The 24,214-nt window shown below is 72.7% G+C and carries 23 protein-coding genes and 1 pseudogene; 17 read left to right on the top strand and 7 right to left on the bottom strand.

Going from position 1 to position 24,214, the window contains the following annotated elements; all coding sequences use genetic code 11:
* Positions 1-25 precede the first annotated feature (25 nt).
* From BI06_RS16885 to BI06_RS16850, 8 genes are all read left to right on the top strand, one after another.
* Positions 26-583, top strand: coding sequence for a F0F1 ATP synthase subunit B (locus BI06_RS16885; protein WP_030392785.1), 558 nt, complete (start codon positions 26-28; stop codon positions 581-583).
* A complete protein-coding gene (locus BI06_RS16880) occupies positions 580-1,395 on the top strand; it encodes a F0F1 ATP synthase subunit delta (protein ID WP_030392784.1) in 816 nt (271 codons plus the stop codon). Before BI06_RS16885 ends, BI06_RS16880 begins: the two co-directional genes overlap by 4 nt.
* A gap of 155 nt (positions 1,396-1,550) precedes the next feature.
* Positions 1,551-3,125 carry a F0F1 ATP synthase subunit alpha gene (gene atpA / locus BI06_RS16875; protein WP_030392783.1) on the top strand — a complete coding sequence of 525 codons (1,575 nt, stop codon included), beginning with the start codon at positions 1,551-1,553 and terminating at the stop codon, positions 3,123-3,125.
* 32 nt (positions 3,126-3,157) lie between these two features.
* On the top strand, positions 3,158-4,069 hold the full coding sequence (locus BI06_RS16870; RefSeq protein WP_030392782.1) for a F0F1 ATP synthase subunit gamma: 912 nt from the start codon (positions 3,158-3,160) through the stop codon (positions 4,067-4,069).
* Positions 4,070-4,071: 2 nt separating this feature from the next.
* Positions 4,072-5,517 carry a F0F1 ATP synthase subunit beta gene (gene atpD, locus BI06_RS16865; protein WP_030392781.1) on the top strand — a complete coding sequence of 482 codons (1,446 nt, stop codon included), beginning with the start codon at positions 4,072-4,074 and terminating at the stop codon, positions 5,515-5,517.
* A gap of 186 nt (positions 5,518-5,703) precedes the next feature.
* Complete coding sequence (locus BI06_RS16860) at positions 5,704-6,087, top strand: F0F1 ATP synthase subunit epsilon (RefSeq protein WP_030392780.1); 384 nt, start codon at positions 5,704-5,706, stop codon at positions 6,085-6,087.
* A gap of 147 nt (positions 6,088-6,234) precedes the next feature.
* Positions 6,235-6,735 (top strand): DUF2550 domain-containing protein, encoded by a 501-nt coding sequence (locus BI06_RS16855; protein WP_030392779.1) that lies wholly within the window; start codon positions 6,235-6,237, stop codon positions 6,733-6,735.
* Positions 6,736-6,757: 22 nt separating this feature from the next.
* Complete coding sequence (locus tag BI06_RS16850; RefSeq protein ID WP_043468866.1) at positions 6,758-7,330, top strand: cob(I)yrinic acid a,c-diamide adenosyltransferase; 573 nt, start codon at positions 6,758-6,760, stop codon at positions 7,328-7,330.
* Positions 7,331-7,400: 70 nt separating this feature from the next.
* Here the strand turns inward: BI06_RS16850 and BI06_RS16845 are convergent, their stop codons facing one another.
* The gene (locus BI06_RS16845; RefSeq protein ID WP_051741133.1) at positions 7,401-7,997 is read right to left on the bottom strand and encodes a hypothetical protein; all 597 of its coding nucleotides are present in this window, start codon (positions 7,995-7,997) and stop codon (positions 7,401-7,403) included.
* Between the two features lie 156 nt (positions 7,998-8,153).
* On the opposite strand from BI06_RS16845, the gene BI06_RS16840 reads away from it, so the two are divergent.
* The 5 genes from BI06_RS16840 (at position 8,154) to BI06_RS16820 (ending at position 14,511) form a co-directional block, all read left to right on the top strand.
* On the top strand, positions 8,154-9,365 hold the full coding sequence (locus BI06_RS16840; RefSeq protein WP_030392776.1) for a sensor histidine kinase: 1,212 nt from the start codon (positions 8,154-8,156) through the stop codon (positions 9,363-9,365).
* A complete protein-coding gene (locus BI06_RS16835; RefSeq protein WP_030392775.1) occupies positions 9,362-10,012 on the top strand; it encodes a response regulator transcription factor in 651 nt (216 codons plus the stop codon). Before BI06_RS16840 ends, BI06_RS16835 begins: the two co-directional genes overlap by 4 nt.
* A gap of 197 nt (positions 10,013-10,209) precedes the next feature.
* A complete protein-coding gene (locus BI06_RS16830) occupies positions 10,210-11,079 on the top strand; it encodes a 3-hydroxyacyl-CoA dehydrogenase family protein (protein WP_030392774.1) in 870 nt (289 codons plus the stop codon).
* Between the two features lie 446 nt (positions 11,080-11,525).
* On the top strand, positions 11,526-11,858 hold the full coding sequence (locus BI06_RS16825; RefSeq protein WP_030392773.1) for an STAS domain-containing protein: 333 nt from the start codon (positions 11,526-11,528) through the stop codon (positions 11,856-11,858).
* A gap of 223 nt (positions 11,859-12,081) precedes the next feature.
* Positions 12,082-14,511, top strand: a complete 2,430-nt coding sequence (locus tag BI06_RS16820) for an ATP-binding protein (RefSeq protein WP_149030389.1) — start codon at positions 12,082-12,084, stop codon at positions 14,509-14,511.
* 15 nt (positions 14,512-14,526) lie between these two features.
* On the opposite strand, the gene nucS is transcribed toward BI06_RS16820, so the two are convergent.
* Entirely contained in the window at positions 14,527-15,186 is a 660-nt protein-coding gene (gene nucS / locus BI06_RS16815; protein WP_030392771.1) for an endonuclease NucS, read from the bottom strand.
* A gap of 509 nt (positions 15,187-15,695) precedes the next feature.
* On the opposite strand from nucS, the gene BI06_RS16810 reads away from it, so the two are divergent.
* Positions 15,696-16,088 (top strand): SCO5389 family protein, encoded by a 393-nt coding sequence (locus BI06_RS16810; protein WP_030392770.1) that lies wholly within the window; start codon positions 15,696-15,698, stop codon positions 16,086-16,088.
* 111 nt (positions 16,089-16,199) lie between these two features.
* Here BI06_RS16810 and BI06_RS16805 read toward each other — a convergent pair whose 3' ends face one another.
* On the bottom strand, positions 16,200-17,507 hold the full coding sequence (locus tag BI06_RS16805; RefSeq protein WP_078879805.1) for an LLM class flavin-dependent oxidoreductase: 1,308 nt from the start codon (positions 17,505-17,507) through the stop codon (positions 16,200-16,202).
* Positions 17,508-17,735: 228 nt separating this feature from the next.
* Between BI06_RS16805 and BI06_RS16800 the strand changes: the two genes are divergently transcribed.
* Positions 17,736-18,059 (top strand): hypothetical protein, encoded by a 324-nt coding sequence (locus BI06_RS16800; RefSeq protein ID WP_030392768.1) that lies wholly within the window; start codon positions 17,736-17,738, stop codon positions 18,057-18,059.
* 34 nt (positions 18,060-18,093) lie between these two features.
* Here the strand turns inward: BI06_RS16800 and BI06_RS16795 are convergent, their stop codons facing one another.
* Positions 18,094-18,858 (bottom strand): ABC transporter permease subunit, encoded by a 765-nt coding sequence (locus tag BI06_RS16795; protein WP_043468863.1) that lies wholly within the window; start codon positions 18,856-18,858, stop codon positions 18,094-18,096.
* A 1-nt stretch (position 18,859) separates the two neighbouring features.
* Positions 18,860-19,864, bottom strand: a complete 1,005-nt coding sequence (locus tag BI06_RS16790) for an ABC transporter ATP-binding protein (protein ID WP_051741130.1) — start codon at positions 19,862-19,864, stop codon at positions 18,860-18,862.
* A gap of 92 nt (positions 19,865-19,956) precedes the next feature.
* Here BI06_RS16790 and BI06_RS16785 point away from each other — a divergent pair, with 92 nt between their 5' ends.
* Both BI06_RS16785 and BI06_RS16780 read left to right on the top strand, forming a co-directional pair.
* Positions 19,957-20,757: an alpha/beta fold hydrolase gene (locus BI06_RS16785; RefSeq protein WP_030392765.1), complete on the top strand. Its 801-nt coding sequence runs from the start codon at positions 19,957-19,959 to the stop codon at positions 20,755-20,757.
* Positions 20,754-21,095, top strand: a complete 342-nt coding sequence (locus tag BI06_RS16780) for a hypothetical protein (RefSeq protein WP_037779413.1) — start codon at positions 20,754-20,756, stop codon at positions 21,093-21,095. Before BI06_RS16785 ends, BI06_RS16780 begins: the two co-directional genes overlap by 4 nt.
* Before the next feature lie 70 nt (positions 21,096-21,165).
* Here the strand turns inward: BI06_RS16780 and BI06_RS16775 are convergent, their stop codons facing one another.
* Together BI06_RS16775 and BI06_RS16770 are read right to left on the bottom strand one after the other, a co-directional pair.
* A complete protein-coding gene (locus tag BI06_RS16775) occupies positions 21,166-22,095 on the bottom strand; it encodes a cellulose-binding protein (RefSeq protein ID WP_030302799.1) in 930 nt (309 codons plus the stop codon).
* 107 nt (positions 22,096-22,202) lie between these two features.
* Positions 22,203-24,214, bottom strand: a pseudogene (locus BI06_RS16770) (hypothetical protein); the annotation flags it as partial.

The following is a 24,214-nucleotide window of genomic DNA, read 5'->3' as shown; positions in this document are numbered from 1 at the left end:
AGACCCATTCGAGGAAGGTCCAGATATGAGCATCGCGGCTCAGCTCGCGGCCGAGGAGAAGATGAACCCTCTCCTCCCCGCTTGGCCCGAGATCATCATCGGCCTGCTCTGCTTCTTCATCGTCTTCGGTCTCCTCGGCAAGAAGATCCTCCCCAGCATCGAGAAGGTGCTGGCGGAGCGCCGGGATGCCATCGAGGGCGGCATGGAGCGCGCCGAGGCCGCTCAGAACGAGGCGCAGGCCCTGCTCGAGCAGTACCGCGCCGAGCTCGCCGAGGCGCGTCACGAGGCTGCTCGCATCGTTGAGCAGGCTCGCGAGCAGGGCGCTGCCCAGCTCGTCGAGATGCGCGAGGAGGGCCAGCGTCAGCGCGAGGCCATCGTCGCCGCCGGCCACGCCCAGATCGAGGCCGACAAGAAGCAGGCGACCGCCGCCCTGCGCCAGGACGTGGGCTCGCTGGCCACCCAGCTGGCGTCCCGCATCGTGGGTGAGTCCCTCGAGGACCAGGCGCGACAGAGCGGCGTCGTCGACCGCTTCCTGGACGAGCTGGAGGCCAAGGCCACCGTTGCTCAGGGTGCGGCGAAGTGATCGGCGCCAGCCGTGAGGCCCTCGCCGCCGGGCGGCAGAACCTCGAGAGCCTGACCGACTCCACCTCGGTGGACGCGGCCCGGCTCGCCGAGGAGCTCACCGCCGTCACGGCCGTGCTGGACCGCGAGGTCTCGCTGCGCCGGGTCCTGACCGACCCGTCCCGGTCCGGTCAGGACAAGGCTCAGCTGGTCTCCTCGCTGCTGGCCGGCCAGGTCTCCGGCGAGACCGCCGACCTGGTCTCCGGCCTGGTCCGCTCCCGCTGGTCGGGTGGCCGTGACCTGGTCGACGCCGTGGAGGAGCTGGCCGCGTACGCGGAGGTCATCGCCGCCGACAGGGCCGGTGCCCTGGACGACGTCGAGGACGAGCTCTTCCGCTTCGGCCGGGTGGTGAGCGGCTCGCACGAGCTGCGCGCCGCGCTGACCGAGCCCAAGGCCGGCGCCGTCGCCAAGGCGGGCCTGATCAAGAAGCTGCTCGGCGGCCGCGCCAACGCGGGCACCGTGCGGCTGGTCACCAGCCTCGTCAACAACCCGCGTGGCCGTAGCCTGGAGCAGGGGCTGGAGTCCTACTCCAAGCTCGCCGCCGCCCGGCGCGATCGCATGGTGGCCCAGGTCACCACCGCGGTGCCGCTGTCGGACAGCCAGAAGGAGCGCCTGTCGGGCGCCCTCGGCCGGCTGTACGGCCGCCAGGTCCACCTGAACATCGATGTCGACCCCCAGGTCGTCGGCGGTGTCCGGGTGCAGATCGGTGACGAGATCATCGACGGCACCGTGTCGAGCCGCCTCGAGGGCGCTCGCCAGGTACTCGAAGGCTGAGCACCGAAGCAGCACATCCGACCCTCGGTCGGGAAACCGGCTCCACCGGAGTCGGCAAAACGTACGGCCGGTTCATACGACCCGGCCGAGAGTCGAGCACTTGCGGCCCTCAATGGCGGGCCGAGGATCGCAAACTAGGAGAGCAGGGAAGCCTGATGGCGGAGCTTACGATCCGTCCGGAGGAGATCCGGGACGCGCTGGCCGACTTTGTCCAGTCGTACCAGCCGGACGCCGCCTCTGTGGAAGAGGTCGGCACGGTCACTGACGCGGCGGACGGCATCGCGCATGTCGAGGGCCTGCCCTCGGTCATGGCGAACGAGCTGCTGAAGTTCGAGGACGGCACGCTCGGCCTCGCGCTGAACCTCGACACCCGCGAGATCGGTGTCGTCATCCTCGGTGAGTTCGGCGGCATCGAGGAGGGCCAGACGGTGCGCCGCACCGGAGAGGTCCTCTCCGTGCCGGTCGGCGACAACTACCTCGGCCGCGTTGTGGACCCGCTGGGCAACCCGATCGACGGTCTCGGCGACATCGCCGCCACCGGTCGTCGCGCCCTGGAGCTGCAGGCCCCGGGCGTCATGGCCCGCAAGTCGGTCAAGCAGCCGCTGCAGACCGGCATCAAGGCCATCGACGCGATGACCCCGATCGGCCGCGGCCAGCGCCAGCTGATCATCGGCGACCGCCAGACCGGCAAGACCGCGGTGGCTGTCGACACGATCATCAACCAGCGTGACAACTGGCGCTCGGGCGACCCGGAGAAGCAGGTCCGCTGCATCTACGTCGCCGTGGGCCAGAAGGGCTCCACCATCGCGTCCGTCCGCGGCGCCCTGGAGGAGGCCGGCGCGCTGGAGTACACCACCATCGTGGCCGCTCCCGCCTCCGACCCGGCCGGCTTCAAGTACCTGGCTCCGTACACCGGCTCCGCCATCGGCCAGGAGTGGATGTACGACGGCAAGCACGTCCTGATCATCTTCGACGACCTGTCGAAGCAGGCCGAGGCCTACCGTTCCGTCTCCCTGCTGCTGCGCCGCCCGCCGGGCCGCGAGGCGTACCCGGGCGACGTCTTCTACCTGCACTCCCGTCTGCTGGAGCGCTGCGCGAAGCTGAACGACGCGCTGGGCGGCGGCTCGATGACCGGTCTGCCGATCATCGAGACCAAGGCCAACGACGTGTCGGCGTACATCCCGACCAACGTCATCTCGATCACCGACGGCCAGTGCTTCCTGGAGTCCGACCTGTTCAACGCCGGCATCCGCCCGGCCGTGAACGTCGGTATCTCGGTCTCCCGCGTCGGTGGCTCCGCCCAGATCAAGGCCATGCGCTCGGTCGCCGGCCGTCTGCGCCTGGACCTCGCCCAGTACCGTGAGCTGGAGGCCTTCGCCGGCTTCGGCTCCGACCTGGACGCGGCCTCCAAGGCCCAGCTGGAGCGCGGTGCGCGCATGGTCGAGCTGCTGAAGCAGGGCCAGTACCAGCCGTTCCCGGTCGAGGAGCAGGTCGTCTCCATCTGGGCCGGTACCACCGGCAAGCTGGACGACGTCCCGGTCGCCGAGATCCGCCGCTTCGAGCGCGAGTTCCTGGACTACGTGCGCCTGCAGCACAAGGACCTGCTCGCGGGCATCGTCGAGACCGGTCTGCTCGCCGACGGCACCGTCGACGCGCTGACCGCCGCCATCGGCGAGTTCAAGCAGGGTTACCAGACCGCTGACGGCAAGCTGCTCTCCGAGCAGGCCTGAGTCCGGTAGCGAGGGAAAGGACGTAACGACCCATGGGAGCACAGCTTCGGGTCTACAAGCGCCGGATCCGCTCTGTCACCGCGACGAAGAAGATCACCAAGGCGATGGAGATGATCTCCGCGGCGCGCATCGGTAAGGCGCAGCGCGCGGTGGCCGCCTCCACCCCGTACGCCGATGAGCTCACCCGGGCGGTGACGGCAGTGGCCACCCGGTCCACCGCCAAGCACCCGCTCACCAGCGAGAACCCGAACGCCACGCGTGCCGCAGTCCTGCTGATCACGGCGGACCGCGGTCTGGCGGGCGGCTACTCGTCCAACGCCATCAAGGCCTCGCTGGCGCTCGCCGAGCGTCTGCGGTCCGAGGGCAAGGACGTGGTGACGTACGCCGTCGGCCGCAAGGGCGTCTCGTACTACGGCTTCCGTGACCTCGCGGTCGCGGAGTCGTGGACGGGCTTCTCGGACAAGCCGACCTACGGCGACGCCAAGCTCGTCTCGGCCGCGCTGATCGAGGCCTTCACGGCCGAGACCGGCGGGGTGGACGAGGTCCACGTGATCTCGACCAAGTTCGAGTCGATGCTGACGCAGACCGCCGTCGACGCGCGGCTGCTGCCGCTGAAGCTCGACGAGGTCAAGGTCAGCGAGGAGTCGTCGGCCAAGGAGATCTTCCCGCTCTACGACTTCGAGCCGTCGGCGGAGGGCGTCCTCGACGCGCTGCTGCCGCGGTACGTGGAGAGCCGGATCTACAACGCGCTGCTGCAGTCGGCCGCCTCCGAGCACGCCGCCCGCCGCCGCGCGATGAAGAGCGCGACGGACAATGCCGGCGAGCTCATCAAGTCGCTCACGCGGCTTGCCAACTCGGCCCGCCAGGCCGAGATCACCCAGGAAATCAGCGAGATCGTCGGTGGCGCGAACGCGCTCGCTGACGCGAGCCGCGGGAGCGAATGAGTATGACTACCACTGTTGAGCCGACCACGGCGACGGGCCGCGTCGCGCGGGTCATCGGCCCGGTCGTCGACGTGGAGTTCCCCGTCGACGCGATCCCGAACATGTTCAACGCCCTGCACGTCGAGGTGGACAACCCCGACGGCAGCGGCAAGAAGACCCTCACCCTCGAGGTCGCCCAGCACCTCGGCGACGGCCTGGTCCGCGGCATCTCGATGCAGCCGACCGACGGCCTGGTCCGTGGCTCGCAGGTCACCGACACCGGTTCCGCCATCTCGGTGCCGGTCGGCCAGATCACCAAGGGCAAGGTGTTCAACGCCCTCGGTGAGGTGCTGAACGTCGACAAGGACGAGTTCGAGTCGCAGGTCCAGGTCCGGTGGCCGATCCACCGCAAGGCCCCCGACTTCAAGGACCTCGAGTCCAAGACCGAGATGTTCGAGACCGGCATCAAGGTCATCGACCTCCTCACCCCGTACGTGACCGGTGGCAAGATCGGTCTGTTCGGTGGTGCCGGTGTCGGTAAGACCGTTCTGATCCAGGAGATGATCTACCGCGTCGCCGAGAACTTCGGTGGTGTGTCGGTCTTCGCCGGCGTCGGCGAGCGTACCCGTGAGGGCAACGACCTCATCGACGAGATGGTCGACTCGGGCGTTCTGGACAAGACCGCGCTGGTCTTCGGCCAGATGGACGAGCCGCCGGGCACCCGTCTGCGGGTCGCGCTCTCCGCGCTGACCATGGCGGAGTACTTCCGTGACGTCGAGAAGCAGGACGTGCTCCTCTTCATCGACAACATCTTCCGGTTCACCCAGGCCGGTTCCGAGGTGTCGACCCTGCTCGGCCGTATGCCCTCCGCGGTGGGCTACCAGCCGAACCTGGCCGACGAGATGGGCCTCCTCCAGGAGCGCATCACCTCGACCCGCGGTCACTCGATCACCTCGATGCAGGCGATCTACGTCCCCGCGGACGACCTGACCGACCCGGCCCCGGCCACCACCTTCGCCCACCTGGACGCGACCACCGTTCTGTCGCGCCCGATCTCGGAGAAGGGCATCTACCCGGCCGTCGACCCGCTGGACTCCACGTCCCGCATCCTCGACCCGCGGTACATCGCGCAGACCCACTACGAGACGGCCATCCGTATCAAGGGGATCCTGCAGAAGTACAAGGACCTCCAGGACATCATCGCCATCCTCGGTATGGACGAGCTGTCGGAGGAGGACAAGATCACGGTCCACCGTGCCCGTCGCATCGAGCGCTTCCTCTCGCAGAACACCTACGTGGCGAAGCAGTTCACCGGCGTCGAGGGTTCGACCGTGCCGCTGTCCGAGACCATCGAGGCCTTCAACTCGATCGCGGACGGCAAGTACGACGCCGTTCCCGAGCAGGCGTTCTTCATGTGCGGTGGCATCGAGGACCTCGAGCGCAACGCCGCCGAGCTCGCGAAGAAGTAGTCGCGGCCGGTAGCAGCCGAGCGTGATCGTGAGGGGTGGGCCCCAGCCCTGGGACCCACCCCTCGCGTCGCATCGGCTGTGATTCCGGTCAAATCCGTGCCGCCGGTTTCATGCCGGGGGCGCGGGCCCGTTATTCTTACCGAAACTCCCGAGTAATCGGGGGTTGCATGAGCCTAGGAGCCCACGTTGGCTGAGCTGCACGTCGAGCTGGTCGCAGCCGACCGCAAGGTGTGGTCCGGTGCGGCCACCATCGTCGTCGCCCGTACGGCCTCCGGTGACACCGGCATCATGCCGGGTCACACCCCGGTGCTGAGCGTGCTGGAGACCGGTCCGGTCACCATCCGCACCACGGACGGCGGCACCGTGATCGCTGCGGTGCACGGCGGCTTCATCTCCTTCGCCGACAACAAGCTGTCTCTGCTCGCGGAGATCGCCGAGCTGGCGGACGAGATCGACGTCGCGCGCGCCGAGCGCGCACTGGACAAGGCCAAGTCCGACCTGGACGAGCACGCCGAGCGGCGTGCCGAGGTCCGGCTGTTCGCGGCGCGCGGCCTCAAGGCCCGCGCCTGATTGTGCCGGACCCCGCCTGAGCGGGGTCGACCGACGGTCCCGGGGACGCGTGAGCGTGACCCCGGGACTGTCGTCTCAGTTGGTAGGTCAACGCGGTCGCCTGGTACGGCCGAACGGGGAACGCGGGTAGCGAGGAGGTAGGTGAGCATGGTCCTCGCCCTTGTGGTGTGTGCGGCGGTCGTGGCGCTCGGAGTGATCGGGTTGGTCGCGTTCGCGGTACGCCGCCGTGTGATCCAGCGGGTCGGCGGCACGTTCGACTGCAGTTACCGGCTCAAAATGCCGGTCGACGCCTCCACGCAGCCCGACCTCGACGAGAACGGCAAACCCACCTCGGCCCCGGTTCCCCAGACCGACGGCAAGGGGTGGGTTTTTGGTATCGGCCGGTACAGCGGTGACTCCATCGAGTGGTTCCGGGTCTTCTCCTACGCCCCGCGCCCCCGCAAGGTGCTGCCGCGCCGGGAGATCGAGGTGCTGGGCCGGCGCTACCCGGAGGGGCAGGAGGAGCTCGCCCTGCTCTCCGGCTCGGTCGTGCTGCGCTGCCTGCACGAGGGCGCCCCGCTGGAGCTCGCCATGAGCGAGGACGCGCTCACCGGCTTCCTCGCCTGGCTCGAAGCGGCCCCGCCCGGGCAGAGGGTCAACGTCGCCTAACCGGCCCGGCTAGGGTGGCCGCATGGTCAATCTGACGCGCATCTACACCCGTACCGGCGACGACGGCACCACGGCGCTCGGTGACATGAGCCGCACGAGCAAGACCGATCCCCGCCTGGTCGCCTACGCCGACGCCAACGAGGCGAACGCGGCGATCGGTGTGGCGATCGCGGCCGGCGCGCTGCCGGCCGACGTGGTCACGGTGCTCACCCGGGTGCAGAACGACCTCTTCGACGTCGGTGCCGACCTGGCCACCCCGGTGGTGGACGACCCCAAGTACCCGCCGCTTCGGGTCGAGCAGTCCTACATCGACAAGCTGGAGACGGACTGCGACCACTACCTCGCGGAGCTGGAGAAGCTGCGCAGCTTCATCCTCCCCGGCGGCACCCCGGGCGCCGCGTACCTGCACCTGGCCTGCACCGTGGTGCGGCGGGCCGAGCGGGCCACCTGGGCGGCGATCGACACCCACGGGGACACCGTCAACCCGCTGACCGCCAAGTACCTCAACCGGCTGTCCGACCTGCTGTTCATCCTGGCCCGGGCCGCCAACAAGGAGCGCGGCGACGTGCTCTGGGTGCCGGGCGAGAACCGCTGAGGCGAGCGCGCGCGGATGCGGTGGACCGTCTCCCGTTCGGTCCACCGCACCCGCACCCGCCGTCGCTGTCCTAGGAGTGGTTCGCCCGCTCGGGGACGCTCCGGCCGACGACCCGGCCGTCCTCGACGATCGCGCCGGCCGGCGGCTGCTTGGGCCAGAGGGTGTAGCTCGTGGCGATGACGAGGTTCACCACGGCGGCGATGCCCAGCCGCCAGTACCACTGGTCGAACACCCCGGTCCCGGTGGCGTCGGTGAACAGCTTCAGCGAGGTGATCAGGGTGAGCGTGATCGCCACCGAGATCAGGGTGCGCCGGCAGATCGCCCACTCGTGCCGGCTCCGGGCGGTGCCGTACTTGGGCGCGGGCAGCGGCTTCGGGCCGCCGCCGAAGCGGTGCAGGAACTGCCCGTCGGCCCAGCGGACCACGGACGGCCCGTAGCCGACCGAGAAGCCCAGGTAGCTCGCGGCGAGCGCGTGCGTCCAGGAGGCGGTGGCGCCGCCGCGCAGGTCGAAGAAGGTGAGCAGGAACAGCGCCAGGTCGATCACGGGCAGCCCGACCAGCAGGACGGTGCTCACCTTCTGCCACCGCAGCAGGTAGCGGGCGGCCAGGCCCAGCGCGAGAACCACCCAGAAGGCGACCTCGGCGGCGAGGACAAGGGTGACGATCATGAGGCGCTCCAGTTCTCGACGACGCCTCCAGCCTCCCCGCGGCACCCCCTCGCTCGCGTCGTCGGCGAGGACGGACCCGCCCTGCATCTTTCGATGTAGCGGCGCTCCTCCCGCCTCCGGAGTCGGCCGCGGGGCCGGGGATGATCTGATGGGGGCGTGCGCAGACCCACACCCACCCCACGGCAGGTCGATGCCTCGATCGCGCTGGCCGGGCTGCTCGGCGGACTGCTGCTGATCGCCTTCCAGGTGTACGACCACTCCTCGGCCATCCCCCGCTGGCAGGTGCTGCCTGCACTGCTGGCGATGGCGGCCCTGGAACTCGTCCGGCGGACCAGGCCGATCACCATCGCCGTCCTCGGCGGGCTGGTCTTCGCCGGGAGCATCTTCTCCGGCGCCCTGCTGGCGACCACCATGATGTACACCGACCTGCTCTACGCGGCGGTGGTGTACGGGCCCCGGCGGATGTCGCCGATCCTGCACATCAGCGGAATCGCCTCGGTCCTGGTGCTGAGCACCCTGAGCTTCGTCTACAGCGACACCGGTACGGCGGTCGCGGTGGCGGTGATCACCACCCTGGTCTTCCTGGGCCCGCTGTGGAGCGCCGACATCGTGCGCAAGCACCGGCAGGAGGCGGAGTCCCAGCGGCTGCGGGCGGAACAGACCGCGCTGCTCTCGGAGATGGACCGGCGCGAGGCGGTGGTCACCGAACGGGCGCGGATGGCACGCGAGTTGCACGACGTGGTGGCCAACCACCTGTCGGCGATCGCGATCCACGCGACCGGCGCGCAGTCGCTGGCGCGGCGCCAGGGCCGGCCGGCGGACGATCCGGTGCTGGAGGTGCTCGGCGTGATCCGGGAGAACAGCGTCCAGGGTTTGGCCGAAATGCGCCGCATCGTCGGGCTGCTGCGGGACAGCGGCGGCGGCGAGGCCGACGAGTCGTACGCCGCGCCGGACCTGTCGGCGGTGGACGCGCTGCTCGCCAAGGCCCGGGCGGCCGGGCGGGACGTCGGACTGGACTTCGAGCTGACGGAGTGCGGCGAGCGCGGGGTCCTGCCGGTGCCGGTCGGGCTGGCCGCGTACCGGATCGTGCAGGAGTCGCTGACCAACGCGCTCAAGCACGCCGGCCCGGGGGAGGTCCGGGTACTGCTGGACTTCCGGGTCGAGGAGCTGCGGATCAGTGTGGACAGCCCGTTCCGGAGCGGGGCCGGGCAGGCGCTGCCGGGGGCCAGGGCCGGGCTGGTCGGGATGGCGGAACGGGCCTCGCTGCTGGGCGGCAGCTTCGAGGCCGGGCCGGGGGACGGGAACTGGAGCGTGCGCGCGGTGCTGCCGAGGGAGCAGACGACGGAGAAGGGGGCGGGACGGTCATGACGATCCGGGTGCTGGTCGCGGAGGACCAGGCGGCGGTCAGGGCGGCGCTGGTGATGATCCTGCGGGCCGAGCCGGACCTGGAAGTGGTCGGCCAGGCGGCGGACGGCGAGGAGGCCGTCCGGCTGGCGCTGGAGCTGCGGCCCGACGTCGTCCTGATGGATGTGCAGATGCCGCGGCTGGACGGGGTCTCGGCGACCCGCCAGGTGGTGGCGGCCGGGGCGGCGCAGGTCCTGGTGCTGACGACCTTCGACCTGGACGAGTACGTCTACGGCGCGTTGCGGGCCGGGGCGGCGGGGTTCCTGCTGAAGGACCTGGAGGCGGACGCCCTGGTCGACGGCATCCGCACGGTGGCGCGCGGGGACGGCATGCTGGCGCCCTCGGTGACCCGCCGGCTGATCGGGACATTCGCCCGCCCGGAGCGGCAGGTGGGGCCGGAGGTCCGGGAGGCGGTGGCCGGGCTGACGCCGCGCGAGCGGGAGGTGCTGGCCTGCATCGGCGCCGGGCTGTCGAACGGTGAGATCGCCGGGCGGCTGGAGATGGCGGAGGCGACCACCAAGACCCATGTCAGCCGGATCCTGGCCAAGCTGAGGCTGCGCAGCCGGGTGCAGGCGGCGATCCTGGCCCAGGATCTGGGGCTGATGATCTGACCGGTCCGATCGATCCGATCAGCTGACCTTCTCGCCCGCTCAGGTCTGTCGCAGATCACACCCCCGGATGCCACCACGGGCGCCGAATCGGCATTAAAGTCCCGCCCATGAGTGATGCGGCTCGGTGGGTGACCCCTGCCTTGAGCCGCCTTCAGGGCCCGCCCACCAGGGCGGCGACGGCATCGGGAGACCAAGCCATGAGCAGTGCGTCCAGCAAGCAGATCGCCGTGATCGGGGCCGGCCTGATGGGCGCCGGCATCGCCCAGGTCTCCGCCCAGGCCGGACACCCGGTGGTCCTGCGCGACGTGACCGAGGAGGCGCTGCGCCGGGGCCTCGACGGCATCCGCGCCTCGTACGACAAGTTCGTCTCCAAGGGCCGGCTGACCGCCGAGGACGCCGAGGCGGCGCTCGGCCGGATCACCACCACCACCGACCTCGGCGCGGTCGCCGAGGCGGACATCGTGGTCGAGGCGGTGTTCGAGCAGCTGGAGGTCAAGGAGGGCGTCTTCCGGGAGCTCGACAAGCTCGCCAAGGACGGCGCGGTGCTCGCCTCCAACACCTCCGCCATCCCGATCACCCGGATCGCCGCCGCCACCTCGCGCCCCGAGTCCGTCGTCGGCGTGCACTTCTTCTCGCCGGTGCCGCTGATGAAGCTGGTCGAGCTGGTCCGCGGCTACAAGACCAGCGACGAGACGCTGGCCACCGCCCGGGCCTTCGCCGAGGGTGTCGGCAAGGACGTCGTGGTGGTCAACCGCGACGTGGCCGGTTTCGTCACCACCCGCCTGATCACCGCCCTGGTCGTCGAGGCCGCGAAGCTCTACGAGTCGGGCGTCGCCTCCGCCGAGGACATCGACGCCGCCTGCCGGCTCGGCTTCGGCCACCCGATGGGCCCGCTGGAGACCGCCGACCTGACCGGCGTGGACATCCTGCTGCACGCCGCGCGGAACATCTACAGCGAGACCCAGGACGAGAAGTTCGCCGCCCCGGAGATCATGGCCCGCATGGTCACCGCCGGTGACCTGGGCCGCAAGAGCGGCCGCGGTTTCTACCCGTACCCGGGCAAGTGACCGCCGCCGGCTGAGCCGACGGATCGGACGGGCCGTGCGGTCGTGGGACCGCGCGGCCCGTTCTGCCGGGCCTGGTGAGTTTCCTCACGCCGGTGCCGCAGACGGGTGATTTGGGCGGTAATCGAGCGTAAGTGTGGAGAGTTCCTGCGTATATTCCCTCGGACGAGTGAAGTTGCTTCAGATCCGGCCGGAACCAGCAACCCGAGGGCCCGGCTCGCCGTCAGATGGATGACGGGGAACCCGGCATTCCGTCCGGGGCCGGCGCGCGGGGCCGCAGGGCCCGACCGGCGCCCGGAGCGTCACCGCCCCCGGCCCGGCACCGCCGGCGGCACCCGTACCCACCGAGACCCACCCGGCCACCGACACCCGGCGGCACCGACCGCCAGGACCGGCGCCGAGCCCGGTCCGCCCCGGCACGCCGGGCCCGCCCCGCGGAGGAGGAGAGCATGCGCATCACCGGCAACCACGTGGCGCTGGCCCTCGAAGGCCGCCTCGACGTGCGTACCGCCGCCGACGCGCGGGCGCGGCTGCACCAGGCCGTCGACGGCGGCCTCGGCGACCTCGTGCTCGACCTCGGCCGGCTGGAGTTCTGGGACGCCACCGGTCTGGGCGTGATCATGGGCACCCACCGCCGGGCCGGCCGGATCGGGCGCCGACTGGTGCTCCGCTCCGTCCCGGCCCAGCTCCAGCGCCTCCTGGTGGCCACCCGGCTGCACCGCATCCTCGCCGTCGAGGGCGTCACCGCCGAACCGCTCGGCGCCACCCTGCCGGCCCTCTGACGGTCCCGGCGGAAGCCGCGGCGACACCCCCGGCCCGGCCCCGGACCGGCCCCGGACCCCGCGAATCCTTGCGCCCAGCGGCCGGTGACGGCCCGACGCTGCACGGGCGGGCGCGGATGTGCGAGAGTCTGGCGTCAGGAAACGGCCGCCGGGGCCCGGCCGCAGGCCGTGGACGACGCCGGCCGGTACGGAGCGACGGCGCGAGCGTGGGGCGGAGCAGAACGTGGCACAGCCAACCGGGGACTTCCGGCAGGAGTCCGTGCGCACCCGGAACGGTGAACTCGTCTCCGGCGGACTGCTGGTGGGAGTCGGCGGCCCCGAGGGCTCCGAGGTCCGGCCCTGTCCCGAGGAGTGGCGCCCCCGCCCCCGCCGGACCGAACCGGGAGCGGCCGCCCGCGGCCCGGCCGGCGACCCCGGCCGCCAGGTCGGCCCGCTCGCGCTCGGCGCCGGCCCCGCCGACCTCCCGCTGCTAGACCGCGAGGCCGACATCGCCCAACTGCTCGGCCTGCTCGCCGAGGGGCGCTCGATACGCCTGGTCGGCCAGGCCGGCTCCGGCCGCAGCGCCCTGCTGTCGGCCGTCGCCGCGGCCGCCGGCGACCTCGCCCCCGGCGGCGTGGTCCAGCTCCGCGGCCACCGGCGCACCGCCGCCGACCTGCTCCAGGAGCTCTTCGCCGCGACCCACCACGCCCCCGGCTTCCGCCCCGACCCCGGCCAGCTCGCCGAGCACCTCGCGGGCGTCGGCGCGATCGTCGTCATCGACGAGGTCGAACCCGACGGCGCCGAACTGGAGGCGCTGCTCGCCACCGCCCCCGACTGCGCCTTCCTGATCTCCTCCGCCGCCGACGGCCCGCTGCTCCCGGCCGACTCCCGGCTCCAGGACCACCTGGTGGCCGGCCTCTCCCGGCCCGCCTGCCTGGCCCTCGCCGCCCGGCTGGCCGGACGGCCGCTGGACGCGGCGGAGAAGGCCTGGGCGGTGGACCTCTGGTTCGAGTCCGAGGGACTGCCGCTGCGCTTCGTCCAGGCCGCCGCGCTGCTGCGCCAGCGGGACGTCGCGGTGGACGCGCTGGTCGCCGCCGAGGAGGACCGGATGGACGTCTTCGGCGCCGTCCGGGAGCCCGTGCACGACCCCGACCCGGCGGTCCGCGAGGCGGCGCTGCGGGGCACCGTGCCGCTGCCCTCGGTCGCCGAGTCCACCCTCCCCGCCGTGCGGCTGGCCGAGGGGCTGACCGAGACCGCGCAGGCCGTGCTGAGGCTCGCGGTGGCCCTCGGCGGCGAGTGCCCGACCGCCCCGCACCTGCCCGCCCTGATCGACGTCGGCCAGGGCGAGAGCGCGCTCGCCGAACTCGCCGACGCCGGGCTCGCGGTCTCGATCGGCGGCCACCACCGGCTGACCGCCGGGGCGCTGGAACTGCTCGCCCCGCACTGGCCGGCCCGGGACAGCGTGGACGGCGCCGCCCAGCACTTCTCCTGGTGGGTCGGGCACTCCTCGGTCTCGCTGCCGCAGATCGCGGCCGAGGCCGAGGTGGTGATCGGCGTGCTGCTCGCCGACCGGGAGGCCGGGCGGCACGACTCGGTGCGGCGGCTGGCCCGGGCGGCGGCCCCGGCCCTGGCCCTGGCGCTGCGCTGGGGGGCCTGGGAGCGGGCGCTGCAGCTCGGCCTGGAGGCGGCCCGGCGGACCGGCGCCGGGGCCGACGAGGCCTGGTTCCACCACGAGCTGGGGGTGTACGCCCTCTGTGTCCGCGAACCCGGGCGGGCCGTCACCGAGTTGGAGGCCGCGCTGACGCTGCGGTCCGCGCTCGGTGAGGTGCGCGGGGCGGCCGGGGCGCGCCGGATGCTCGACCTGCTGCGGGCCGAGGGCCGCCAGCTGACGGCCGCGGACCCGGCCGGTTCGGGATCCGTCCGCAGGCCCGGCATCCGGGCCATCGCGCGGGTGCCGCTGCGGATCGGCGCCGCCGCGGCGGCCGGTCCGGGCCGGAGCAGACGGACGGTCATAGCCGCCTCGGCGGCGGTGCTGGCGCTGGGCGTTCTCGGTACGGCGGTCGGGCTGACGGTGACCGGGGAGGACCGCGGCAACGACCCGCACAGCAGCAGCGACGACGGCTCCACGCTGCCCGGCGCCGAGACCTCGCCGCGTCCGTCCTCGCCCCGGCCGACGGCCTCCGGGGCCTCCTCGCCGGTCACCCTGCCGGCCACCGGAGCGACGGGCGGGCCGGTCCTGGAGCAGTCGGCGGCCGGTACGCCGAGCGCCGGCACCACGGCCTCCCGGACGCCCTCCGGCTCGCCGTCGGCCTCGGGTTCGGCCTCGGCCTCGAAGAAGCCGAGCGGTTCGCCGAGCCCGGGGGCGAGCACCGCCACCGCTCCGCCGCAGACCCAGGCCCCCAACCCGCCGCAGCCCCCCGGGGGCGGCGCCGCGGGCGGTACCGGCGGCGCCGCGGGCGGTACGAGCGGCGGTGGGACGACCGGTGGGTCGACGGGCGGGACGGCCGGTGGCGGCACCACCCAGCCGACCGGGGACCCCAGTCCGTCCCCGTCCACGGCCTCCCCGACGGCGACCCAGCCCCCGAGCCCGACCCCTACCCCCACCGATACGACGACGTCGCCGGGCTCGGCGAGCCCGACGACGTCCGCTCCGGTGTCCAAGCCGGCCGGTTGACCGGCCGGCCGGGGGTCAGAACAGCTTCAGCTTGTCGTCGTCGATGCCGCGCAGCCCGTCGTAGTCCAGCACCACGCAGCCGATGCCGCGGTCGGTGGCCAGCACGCGGGCCTGGGGCTTGATCTCCTGCGCGGCGAAGATGCCCTTCACCGGGGCCAGCAGCGGGTCCCGGTTGAGGAGTTCCAGGTACCGGGTGAGCTGTTCGACGCCGTCGATCTCGCCGCGCCGCTTGATCTCCACGGCGACCGTCGCGCCGTCGGCGTCGCGGCACAGGATGTCCACCGGGCCGATCGCGGTCGGGTACTCGCGGCGGATCAGCGACCAGCCGGCGCCGAGCACCTCCATCCGGTCCGCGAGCAGCTCCTGGAGATGTGCCTCGACGCCGTCCTTGATGAGTCCGGGGTCCACCCCGAGTTCGTGGGAGGAATCGTGCAGCACCTCCTCCAGCGTGATGATGAGCTTCTCGCCGGCCTTGTTCTCCACCGTCCAGACCCCGTCGGCCTCCTTGAGGACGCACGGCGGGGACATCCAGTTGAGCGGCTTGTAGGCGCGGTCGTCGGCGTGGATGCTGACGCTGCCGTCGGCCTTGACCAGGATGAGCCTGGTGGCGGAGGGCAGATGGGCGGAGAGCCGACCGGCATAGTCGACTGAGCAGCGGGCAATTACGAGACGCACGGTCGACCACGCTAGCCCACCGGGGCCAGTTGATGCGATTCCACGACGACCGGGTGAAGAATCCGCGAACCCCGCCACGATGGATGCCCTGCGATCCCGTCAAAGCCTGTCGGCACCCTGGCGGCCATCACCATAGACAGCTACGGTGTGTGACGGCTTGCTTGCGGGAGCGCTGTCAACGGGGATGGAGACTTCAGATGAACGATCCGACAGGTTCCGGCCAATCCGGTGCACGGGGGCGTATTCCCGGAGGAATCCGCCGGAACCACCGGCCTGGTCCGTCGTTGGCTGCCACGCTGTCCTGAGCGGGCGGCGCCCCGGCCGCGTCCCTCGACGCACCAGCGGCGCCCCTGCCTCGGCGTGTTGCCGGAAACACGGTCGTCCGACGGCGTCACACCCGTCCGACGGTGTTCCGGACACAGACGCGCCTACACCCTCACCCTCAGCTCTGACTTGGACTACGCATCACCGCCCGCGCGCCGCGCGGGCGGACCGCGAGAGGAGAATCCATGTCGCTCGACGTCTCACCGGCCCTGCTGGAGAAGGCCGCGCGGGACGAGGTCGACGAGCGGGAGTTCGTCGACTGCGTCCGCGTCTCCCTGCCGTACGCCTGGGAGCTGATCAGCTCGCTGGTCGCCCGGGCCGAGGTCGACGGCACCGACTTCGCCGACAACCACGTACCGCCGCCCAGCGAGCAGGCCCGCGGCCAGCTCCTGCGGGCACTGGCCAGCGACGCCATCCGGGGGGCCCTGGAACGGCACTTCGGCGTCCGCCTGGCCTTCCAGAACTGTCACCGGGTGGCGGTCTTCCGGCCGTCCTCCGCCAACAAGAAGCGGTACGAGCGCTTCACCTCGGTCCGCGAGCAACTCCTCAACCAGTCCGACGAACTCCGGGACTGCTGAGCAGGTCACTTGCTCGCCTCCGGGGCACCTCTGTCGGTGCGTACGGTTGGCGCTCTCGTCCGACGACCGTACCGGCCGCCGGGTCCCTGACGGGTGCCCGGCGGCCGTGCCTCACCCCAGTTGCGGCAGGACCTCGGAGCCGATCCGGGCGATGTTGTGCAGGGTGGCATCCCGGTCGCCGCTGCCCTCGGCGAGCAGGGCGAACCGGCGGATGCCGGTCCGTTCGGCGGTGGCCAGCAGCCGGTCCGCGCACTGCTTCGGGGTCCCGACGGCGTGCAGGTCGCAGAGCAGCTCGGTGTACTGGTGCGGATCGCGCATCTTCCGCTCCCGGCCGTCCACCGTGCGGTGGGCGCCGAGCCCGAACTCGAACCAGCCGGGCATGGCGCGCAGCAGGGTGGCCCGGGCCGTCGAGGCGCGGTCGTCGACCTGGGCGACCCCGGCCGCGACGTGCTGGCGGGTGATGCGCCGCAGCTGCTCCTCGCCGCGCCCGGCCGCGAGCCAGGCGGAACGATACAGCTCCAGCATGTGCAGCTTGTCCTCGTCGCCGGAGTGCATGCCCAGCAGCATCGGCAGGCCCCGCTCGGCGGCGGTGCGGACCCCGCCGGGCGAGGTGCAGGCGACCACCATCGGCGGACCCGCCACCGGCCGGCCGGTGGCGGTGAGTTCCTCGGCGGAGCCGTCGACGTCCTGGCGCTGCCGGGGGAACCGCAGGGTGCCGGCCCGTTCGTCGAGGCCCAGCCAGGAGCCGAGGTCCGGCTGCCGGGGCGGCTCGGTGGCCCGGGGCACCACGGCGACCTCGGGGAAGGTGAACTGCGGCCCGGCCGCGCCCACCCGGGTGCCGCGGAGCCAGCGCAGCAGCAGGTCGAGCCGCTCCGGGAAGCCCCTTTCGAAGGCGTCGACACCGCCGCCGAACACCTCCAGGTCGATCCACGGGCCGCCGCGCCCCACCCCGAGCGTGAAGCGTCCGTCGGAGGTGAGGTGGAGCAGTGCCGCCTGTTCGCCGAGGGCCACCGGATGGACGGTGGAGAGCACGCTGACGGCCGTGCCGATGCCGATCCGCCTGGTGCGGCCGAGCAGCAGTGCGGCCAGGGTGGCGGCGTTGGGGCACACCCCGTACGGGACGAAGTGGTGCTCGGCCAGCCAGACGCTGTCGAGTCCCGCCTGTTCGGCCGCGACGGCGGCGCGGACGGTGCGGTCGAGCGCCTCCCCGTGGGTCTGGCCGGGGAACTGCGCCGAGAGCAGGAACGCGCCGACCTGGACGGGTGCGGTGTCCGCCGTGCCGGCGCCGGTGCGCCGGTCCGCCGGCAGCGGGGTGCCGGCGGCGGCCGTCACGGTGGTGGGGGTCAGCGCCGGGCCGGGAGCCGGCGGGCGGACCCCGACGGGCCGGCGGGTCTCGGCGCGGGTGCTGGTTCGGGTCATGGTGAGGCCTCCTCGGGTGCGCGCAGGGTCTGCGGGCCCCGCCTGTCCCCTCGTGAGTAGCCCATGTCATGTGCCAATGGCACGCCGAACCACCAATTTCCCAGAGAATCGGGTGGATCTCAGGGGAAACAGCCGATCATCCTCCGATGCCGTGATAGTGGCCCACCCGGGCGGTGCGCGGCCGTACGCTGGAACGGTTCCCGACACCCCGCAGAGAGGTAGCCCGACGTGTCGCCCCGACGCAACCGGATCAAGAGCGCCGCCGAACCGGACCGGGCGGAGCCGGCCGCCCCGATGGGCAGCTCGATGCGCCGGACCGAGAGCTACCAGGGCGACGACTGGGTGGTGCAGACGGTCGCGGGGACGGCCGGCCGGCACTACCGCTGCCCGGGCTGCGACCAGGAGATCCCGCCCGGGACGGGGCACTTGGTGGCGTGGCCGCTGCACGGCGCGGGCGTGGACGACCGGCGGCACTGGCACCGGGCCTGCTGGGGCGCTCGGGAGCGCCGGGCCTCGAACCTGCTCCGCGGCCGCGGCGCTCCCCGCTACTGACCCGCACCGGCCGGCACCGGTCCGCCCGACCGGCTCAGGCGTCGCGGTTCTTCAGCACCAGCGCGCCGCCGGCCAGCGCGGCGACCGTCCAGGCCAGGCAGATCAGGAAGCCCGCCCACGGCCCGTACGGCTGGCCGTTCTGCTCGTAGACCAGCAGCATCCGCGAGCCCGCGTAGTCGGGGAAGTAGTGGGCGACGGTCTTGGCGCCCGGCACCGCCGAGAGGATCGGCGAGAGCAGGAAGAAGAACGGCACCAGCACGCCCAGCGCGAGGGTCTGGTTGTGCAGCATCGTGGTGACCCCGGCCGAGAAGAGGCAGAGCATCGTCAGGTAGAGCGCGGCGCCGAACACCGCGCGCAGCACGTTCGGCTCGCCCAGCGAGGTGGAGTGGTCGCCGAGCAGCGCCTGGCCGGTGAAGAAGGTCAGGAAGGCCGTCACCAGCGAGACGGCCAGGGCGAGGCCGCCGAGCACCACGGCCTTGCCGGTGAGCAGGGTGCCGCGCTGCGGGACGGCCGCCAGGGTGACCCGGATCATCCCGCTGCTGTACTCGTTCCCGATCGCCAGGACGCCGAAGACGATGATGGCCAGCTCGCCCAGGATGATGCCGGAGAAGGCGGTGCCGGTGGCGTCGAAGGGGGTGTTGTCGCTGCGGAACTCCTCGAAGTTGTTGTTGGTCAGCAGCGACAGCAGGGCGCCGATGCCGAGGGTGACCACGAAGGTCAGCGCCAGGGTCCAGATCGTCGAGCGGACGCTGCGGATCTTCGTCCACTCGGAGCGCAGGACCGCGGGGAAGGACGCCATCTCAGTTCTCCTCCGTGCCGCGGGCGGCCGGCTGACCGGCCGCCCCGCCCTTCCAGTCGGCGCCCCAGACGCCGGGTGCGCCGGCCGCGTCCCGGCCCGGCCCGTCGCCGGCGTGGTACTCCACCGCGTCGGCCGTCATCTGCATGAACGCCTCCTCCAACGAGGCCTGCTGCGGGCTGAGTTCGTGCAGCACCACGCCGTTCGCGGCGGCCAGCTCGCCGAGCGCGGCGAGGTCGCCGTCGACCACCTCGACCGAGCCGGTCGGGCCCGCCTCGTGCCGCACTCCGGCGCCGGCCAGCGCGTCGAGCAGCCGCTCGGGCTGCGGGGTGCGCAGCCGGACGGCGGAGCGGGAGTTGCGCCGGATGAATTCGGCCATCGGCAGGTCGGCCAGCAGCCGGCCGCGGCCGATGACCACCAGGTGGTCCGCGGTGACGGCCATCTCGCTCATCAGGTGGGAGGAGACGAAGACGGTCCGGCCCTCGGCGGCGAGGCGCTTCATGAGGTTGCGGATCCAGAGGATGCCCTCCGGGTCGAGCCCGTTCACCGGTTCGTCGAACATCACGATCTCCGGGTCACCGAGCAGCGCGCTGGCGATGCCGAGGCGCTGGCCCATGCCGAGCGAGAAGCCGCGGGCCCGCTTGCGGGCGACCGGGGTGAGGCCGACCAGCCCGAGCGCCTCGTCGACCCGGCGCTCGGGGATCCGGTTGCTCTGGGCGAGCCAGAGCAGGTGGTCCCGGGCGGTGCGGCCGGGGTGGACGGCCTTGGCCTCCAGCAGCGCGCCGATGTACTTGAGGGGTTCGCTCAGCTGTCCGTACCGCTTGCCGTCGATGGTGACCCGGCCGCCGGTGGGGCGGTCGAGGTCGAGGATCATGCGCATCGTGGTGGACTTCCCGGCCCCGTTGGGCCCCAGGAACCCGGTGACCACGCCCTGGGGGACCTTGAAGCTCAGCCGGTCGACGGCCAGGGTCTTGCCGTAACGTTTGGTCAGGTCGTGCAACTCGATCATCGCTGCTCCCTTACTCTCCGTCAGGCTATGACAAAGCGGACAAGGCGGCCCGCTGAGTGGGCCCGCCGGGCGCACCGGAATACGGTGGCCCCATGACCCAGCTCCCCTCCGCAGTGTCGGTCCGCGAGAGCGGTACCGGAACTCCCCTCGTGCTGCTGCACGCCTTTCCGCTCAGTGCCGCCATGTGGTCCGCCCAACTGGAGACGCTGCCCGGTCCGACCGGGGACCGGGCCCGGGTGGTGGCCCCGGACCAGCGCGGCTTCGGCGGTGCCGGGCTGGGCTCCGAGGAGCCCTCGCTGGACACCGTCGCCGACGACGTGGCCCGACTGCTGGACGCCGCCGGGATCGACCGGACGGTGCTCGGCGGGCTCTCCATGGGCGGCTATGTGGCGCTGGCCTTCGCCGAGCGCCACCCCGACCGGCTGGCGGGCCTGCTGCTGGCCAACACCAAGGCCACCGCCGACCCCGGGCCGGCCAGGGCCAACCGGGAGCGGATCGCCGCCGCGGTGCTGGCCCGGGACAGCGTCCGGCTGCTGCTCGACGAGCGCATGGCGGCCGGCCAGCTCGGTCCCGACTCCCAGCACCTGGTGGACCGGGTGGAGGGGATGATCGCCGCCGCACCGCCGGCCACCGTCGCCTGGGCGCAGCGGGCCATGGCGGCCCGTCCGGAGCGGCTGGACGTCCTGGCCGGGGTGCGGGTGCCGGCGGCCGTGCTGGCGGGCGCGGAGGACGCGCTGATGCCCGTCACCGAGGCCGAGCTGATGGCGCGGGCGCTGCCGGACGCCGAGCTGACCGTCCTGCCCGGGGTGGGGCACCTGAGCGCGATCGAGGCGCCGGAGGCCTTCGACGCGGTCGCGCGCCGGCTGCTGGAGCGGGTGGTGGCGGCGGGATGAAGGAGGACCGTGCGGAGGCCGGCGGCTGGGACTTCTCCGCCCTGGAGGTGACCGGCCGGATCCCGTTGACGAACCGGGGCGACGGACTGCTCGAACTGACCCTGGAGCCACTGGGGGAGGACTACTGGATGCGCCCGGGGGAGACGTTCATCGTCACCTCGTACGGCGACTACGGGCCGGGTCACCCGTTCGAGGTGCAGTACTGGCCGGACTCGGTGTCGGTCTGGTGCACCTCGTGGTTCGGCACCGTCTCGGACGACGAGGGCAACCAGCTGAGCCACGGCCACCAGCGGCCGGACGGCGCCTACCCGCGCTACGGGTTGTCCGACAACCCCTGAAGCCTGTTCCGGGGAAGCCGGACGGCCCCCGCCCGGGAGGGGCGGGGGCCGTCGGGGCTCGCGGGGTGCGTCAGCGCGACTGCTGGGCGGGCACGCCCATGGTGTCGTCGTTCGGCAGCGAGGCGGCGGCCACGGCCGCGCCGGTCAGCGTCGCCAGCATCTCGCGGACGTTGGTCAGCTGGGCGTTGATGCTGTCGCGGCGGTTGGTGAGCGCCGCCAGCTCGCGCTCGGACTCGCTGCGGATCCGGTCGGCCTTGGCGTTGGCGTCGGCCACGATGTCCTCGGACTGGCGCTGGGCCGTCTCGACGGTCTGGCGGGCGCGGCGCTCGGCGTCGGTGCGCAGCTTCTCGGCCTCCAGGCGCAGTTGCTCGGCCCGGTGCTCGATCTCGGCCAGCCGCTTCTCGGCCTTGGCCTGACGGGCGGCCAGGTCGCGCTCGGACTGCTCGCGGCGCTTCGCCAGGTTGGTCTCGAACTCCAGCGCGGCCTGGGCGGCCTTGGTGCGGGTCTCCTCGAAGAGGGCGTCCGCCTCCTCGCGCTTGTTCTGCGCGTCCTTGTTGGCCTCGGCGCGCAGCTGGGCGGAGTCGCTCTTGGCCTTGTCGACGATCCGCAGACCCTCGTCCTCCGCCTTGGCCTTGCGGTCCTTGGCGTAGTTCTCGGCCTCGGTGCGAACCTGCTGGGCGGCGGCCTCGGCGAGCTCGCGGTGCTGCTCGGCGGCGCGGTGCGCCTCCTCGCGCAGGTCCTTGGCCTCCTCCTCGGCGAGGCGCAGGATCTTCTCGACCCGGGCGCCGAGACCGGCGTACGACGGCTCCGCCTCGGCGACCGCCGCCTGGGCGGTCTGGGTCTCGAGGTGGAGCTCCTCGATGCGCTTCTCGAGTGCGCTGATCCGGGTCAAGGCACTGTCACGGTCGGCCACCAGCTTGGTGATCCGCTCGTCGACCTGGGCACGCTCGTACCCACGGCGCACCAGGTCGAAGCCGTGAGGGGAGTGACTGTCGCTCATGGGGTTCTGGGCTTCCTGTCGTCAAACCGCTGAGGTGGTTGAGGGAATCCTGACACGGTACCGGAGTGTCGGCGGCGAAACGCCGTTGTCCCGCGGACAATGTCCGCTCAATCGGGTGGTGCGCTCTTGGAGCGATTGCCACCCGATCGGGGGGAGCCAATTCCGGCACCGGCCTTGGCACCCCCGTCCTTCTTCGTACTTCCCCCGTTTGCCTGCGCGACCGGTGACGGTGCCTCGAAGGCCTCCAGCGCGGACAGCACGTCCTGCACCCTGGAGATCTCGGTGTTGATGTCCTTGCGCCGGCGCACCAGTTCGTCCAGCTCGCGCCGGCCCTCGTCGGTGACCCGCTGCGCCTCGGCCCTGGCCTCGGCGAGCAGCCGCTCGGCCTCCGCCCGGGCGAGTTCGATCTGCTCGTCCGCGGTCCGGTCGGCGGCCCGCAGCCGCTTCTCGGCCTCGGCCGCGGCCGACTCCAGCCGCTCCTCCGCCTCGTCCTGCGCGGACTTCAGCTTGGCCTCGGCCTTGACGATCAGGGCCTCGGCGCGGTCGGTGGAGCTGGCGAGCTTGGTCTCGGCCTCCTTCAGCAGGCCCTCGGCCTTGCGGACGGCGGACAGCCGGACCTTGCTGGCCTCGCTCGACGCCTCCGAGGTCAGCTCGTTGGCGCGGTCCTCGGCGCCCGCGACCAGCGCCGCCGCCCGGTCCTCGGCCTCGGCGACGGTGGCGACCGCCTGCTCCTCGGCCTCGGTCAGCTGGTCCTGGGCGGCCGTCACCAGGGCGTCCACCCGCTCGCCGGCCGACTTCATGGCCTGCGCGTTCTCCTTGCGGGCGCGCTCGTGCAGGGCCTCGACCTCGGCGTCGGTGCGCTCGCGCAGCTCCTCGGCGCGCTCGCGGATCGCGGTGGCGTCCCGGCGGGCCTCGGAGAGCAGGGCGTCGGCGTCCGAGCGGCCCTTCTCCACGGCCTCCTGCCCGGTGGCCTCGCCGGCCGCGACCAGCCGGTCGGCCTCCTTGCGGGCGGCGGCGACCATCGCGTCGGCCTGCTCCTCGGCGGCGGCCGTGGTGGCCAGCGCGGTGGTGCGGGCGTCCTCGCCGAGCGACTCGGCGTCCGCGAAGGCCTTCTCCAGCACGGACTTGGCGTGCTCGCGGGTGGACTTGTCGAACTGCTCGGCGGCCTCGCGGGTGTCCGCGTCGTAGGCGTCGGCGCGGGCGTGGGTGTCGGCGTCGTAGTCGTCGGCGAGCGTGCGGGTGGCGAGCGCGTACTCCTCGGCCTCGGCCCGCAGCGCGGCGGCGAACTCCTCCGCCTCGGCGATGCCGGCGGCGGCCCGGTCCTCGCCGGCGGCCACCGTCCGGGCGGCCAGCTCCTCGGCCTCGGCGCGCTGCCGCTCGGCGGCCTCCTGGGCGGCCCGCAGGGTGTCGTCGGCCTCGGCGCGCAACTGCTCGTCCCAGGCCAGGGCCTCGGCCCGGTGCCGGGCCAGCTCGGCCTCGGCGGCCTCGCGCTCGGCGGTGAGTTCCAGCTCGGTCTGCTCGCGCAGCGCGGCCGTCTCGGCCTCGGTGCGGGCCCGCAGGTCGGCGGTGTCCCGCTCGGCGGTCGCGCGCAGCTCCGCCACCTCGTGCTCGACCGTGTCGCGCAGCTCGGTGGTCTCGCGGTCGGCCAGCGCCCGGAGTTCGGTGGTCTCGCGGTCGGCGGTGTCGCGCAGTTCGGCGGCGGCCCGCTCGGCCTGCTCGCGGTGCTCCGCGGCCTCCCGCTCGGCGGTGGCCCGGAGTTCGGCGATCTGCTGGGAGGCGGTCTCGTGCAGCCCGGCCACCGACTGGCGGACCTCGGCGACCTCCTCCTCGGCGGCCTCCACCAGGGCGGCGGCCTCGGTCCTGGCCGCGGCGACCAGTTCCTCGCCGTCGCGCCGCGCCTGCTCCAGCTCCTCGCCGGCCTCGGCCCGGATCGCCGCGGCGGTGGCCCGGGCCTCGGACAGCTCGCGGCCGGCCTCGGCGCGGACCGTGGCGGCCTGCTCGTCGGCGAGTGTCCGCTCGGCCTCGGCCCGCTCGCGCAGCTCCGCCGCGGCCGCCTCGGCCTCGGCCCGCAGGCGGGCGGTCTCGGTGGCGGTGCGTTCGGTGAGGTCGGCGGCGGCGG

Origin of the sequence: Kitasatospora sp. MBT66 (assembly GCF_000710405.2) — a bacterium.
Lineage (GTDB): Bacteria > Actinomycetota > Actinomycetes > Streptomycetales > Streptomycetaceae > Kitasatospora > Kitasatospora purpeofusca.
Note: the sequence above shows the minus strand (reverse complement) of the source record. Positions and strands in the feature narration are given on the sequence as shown.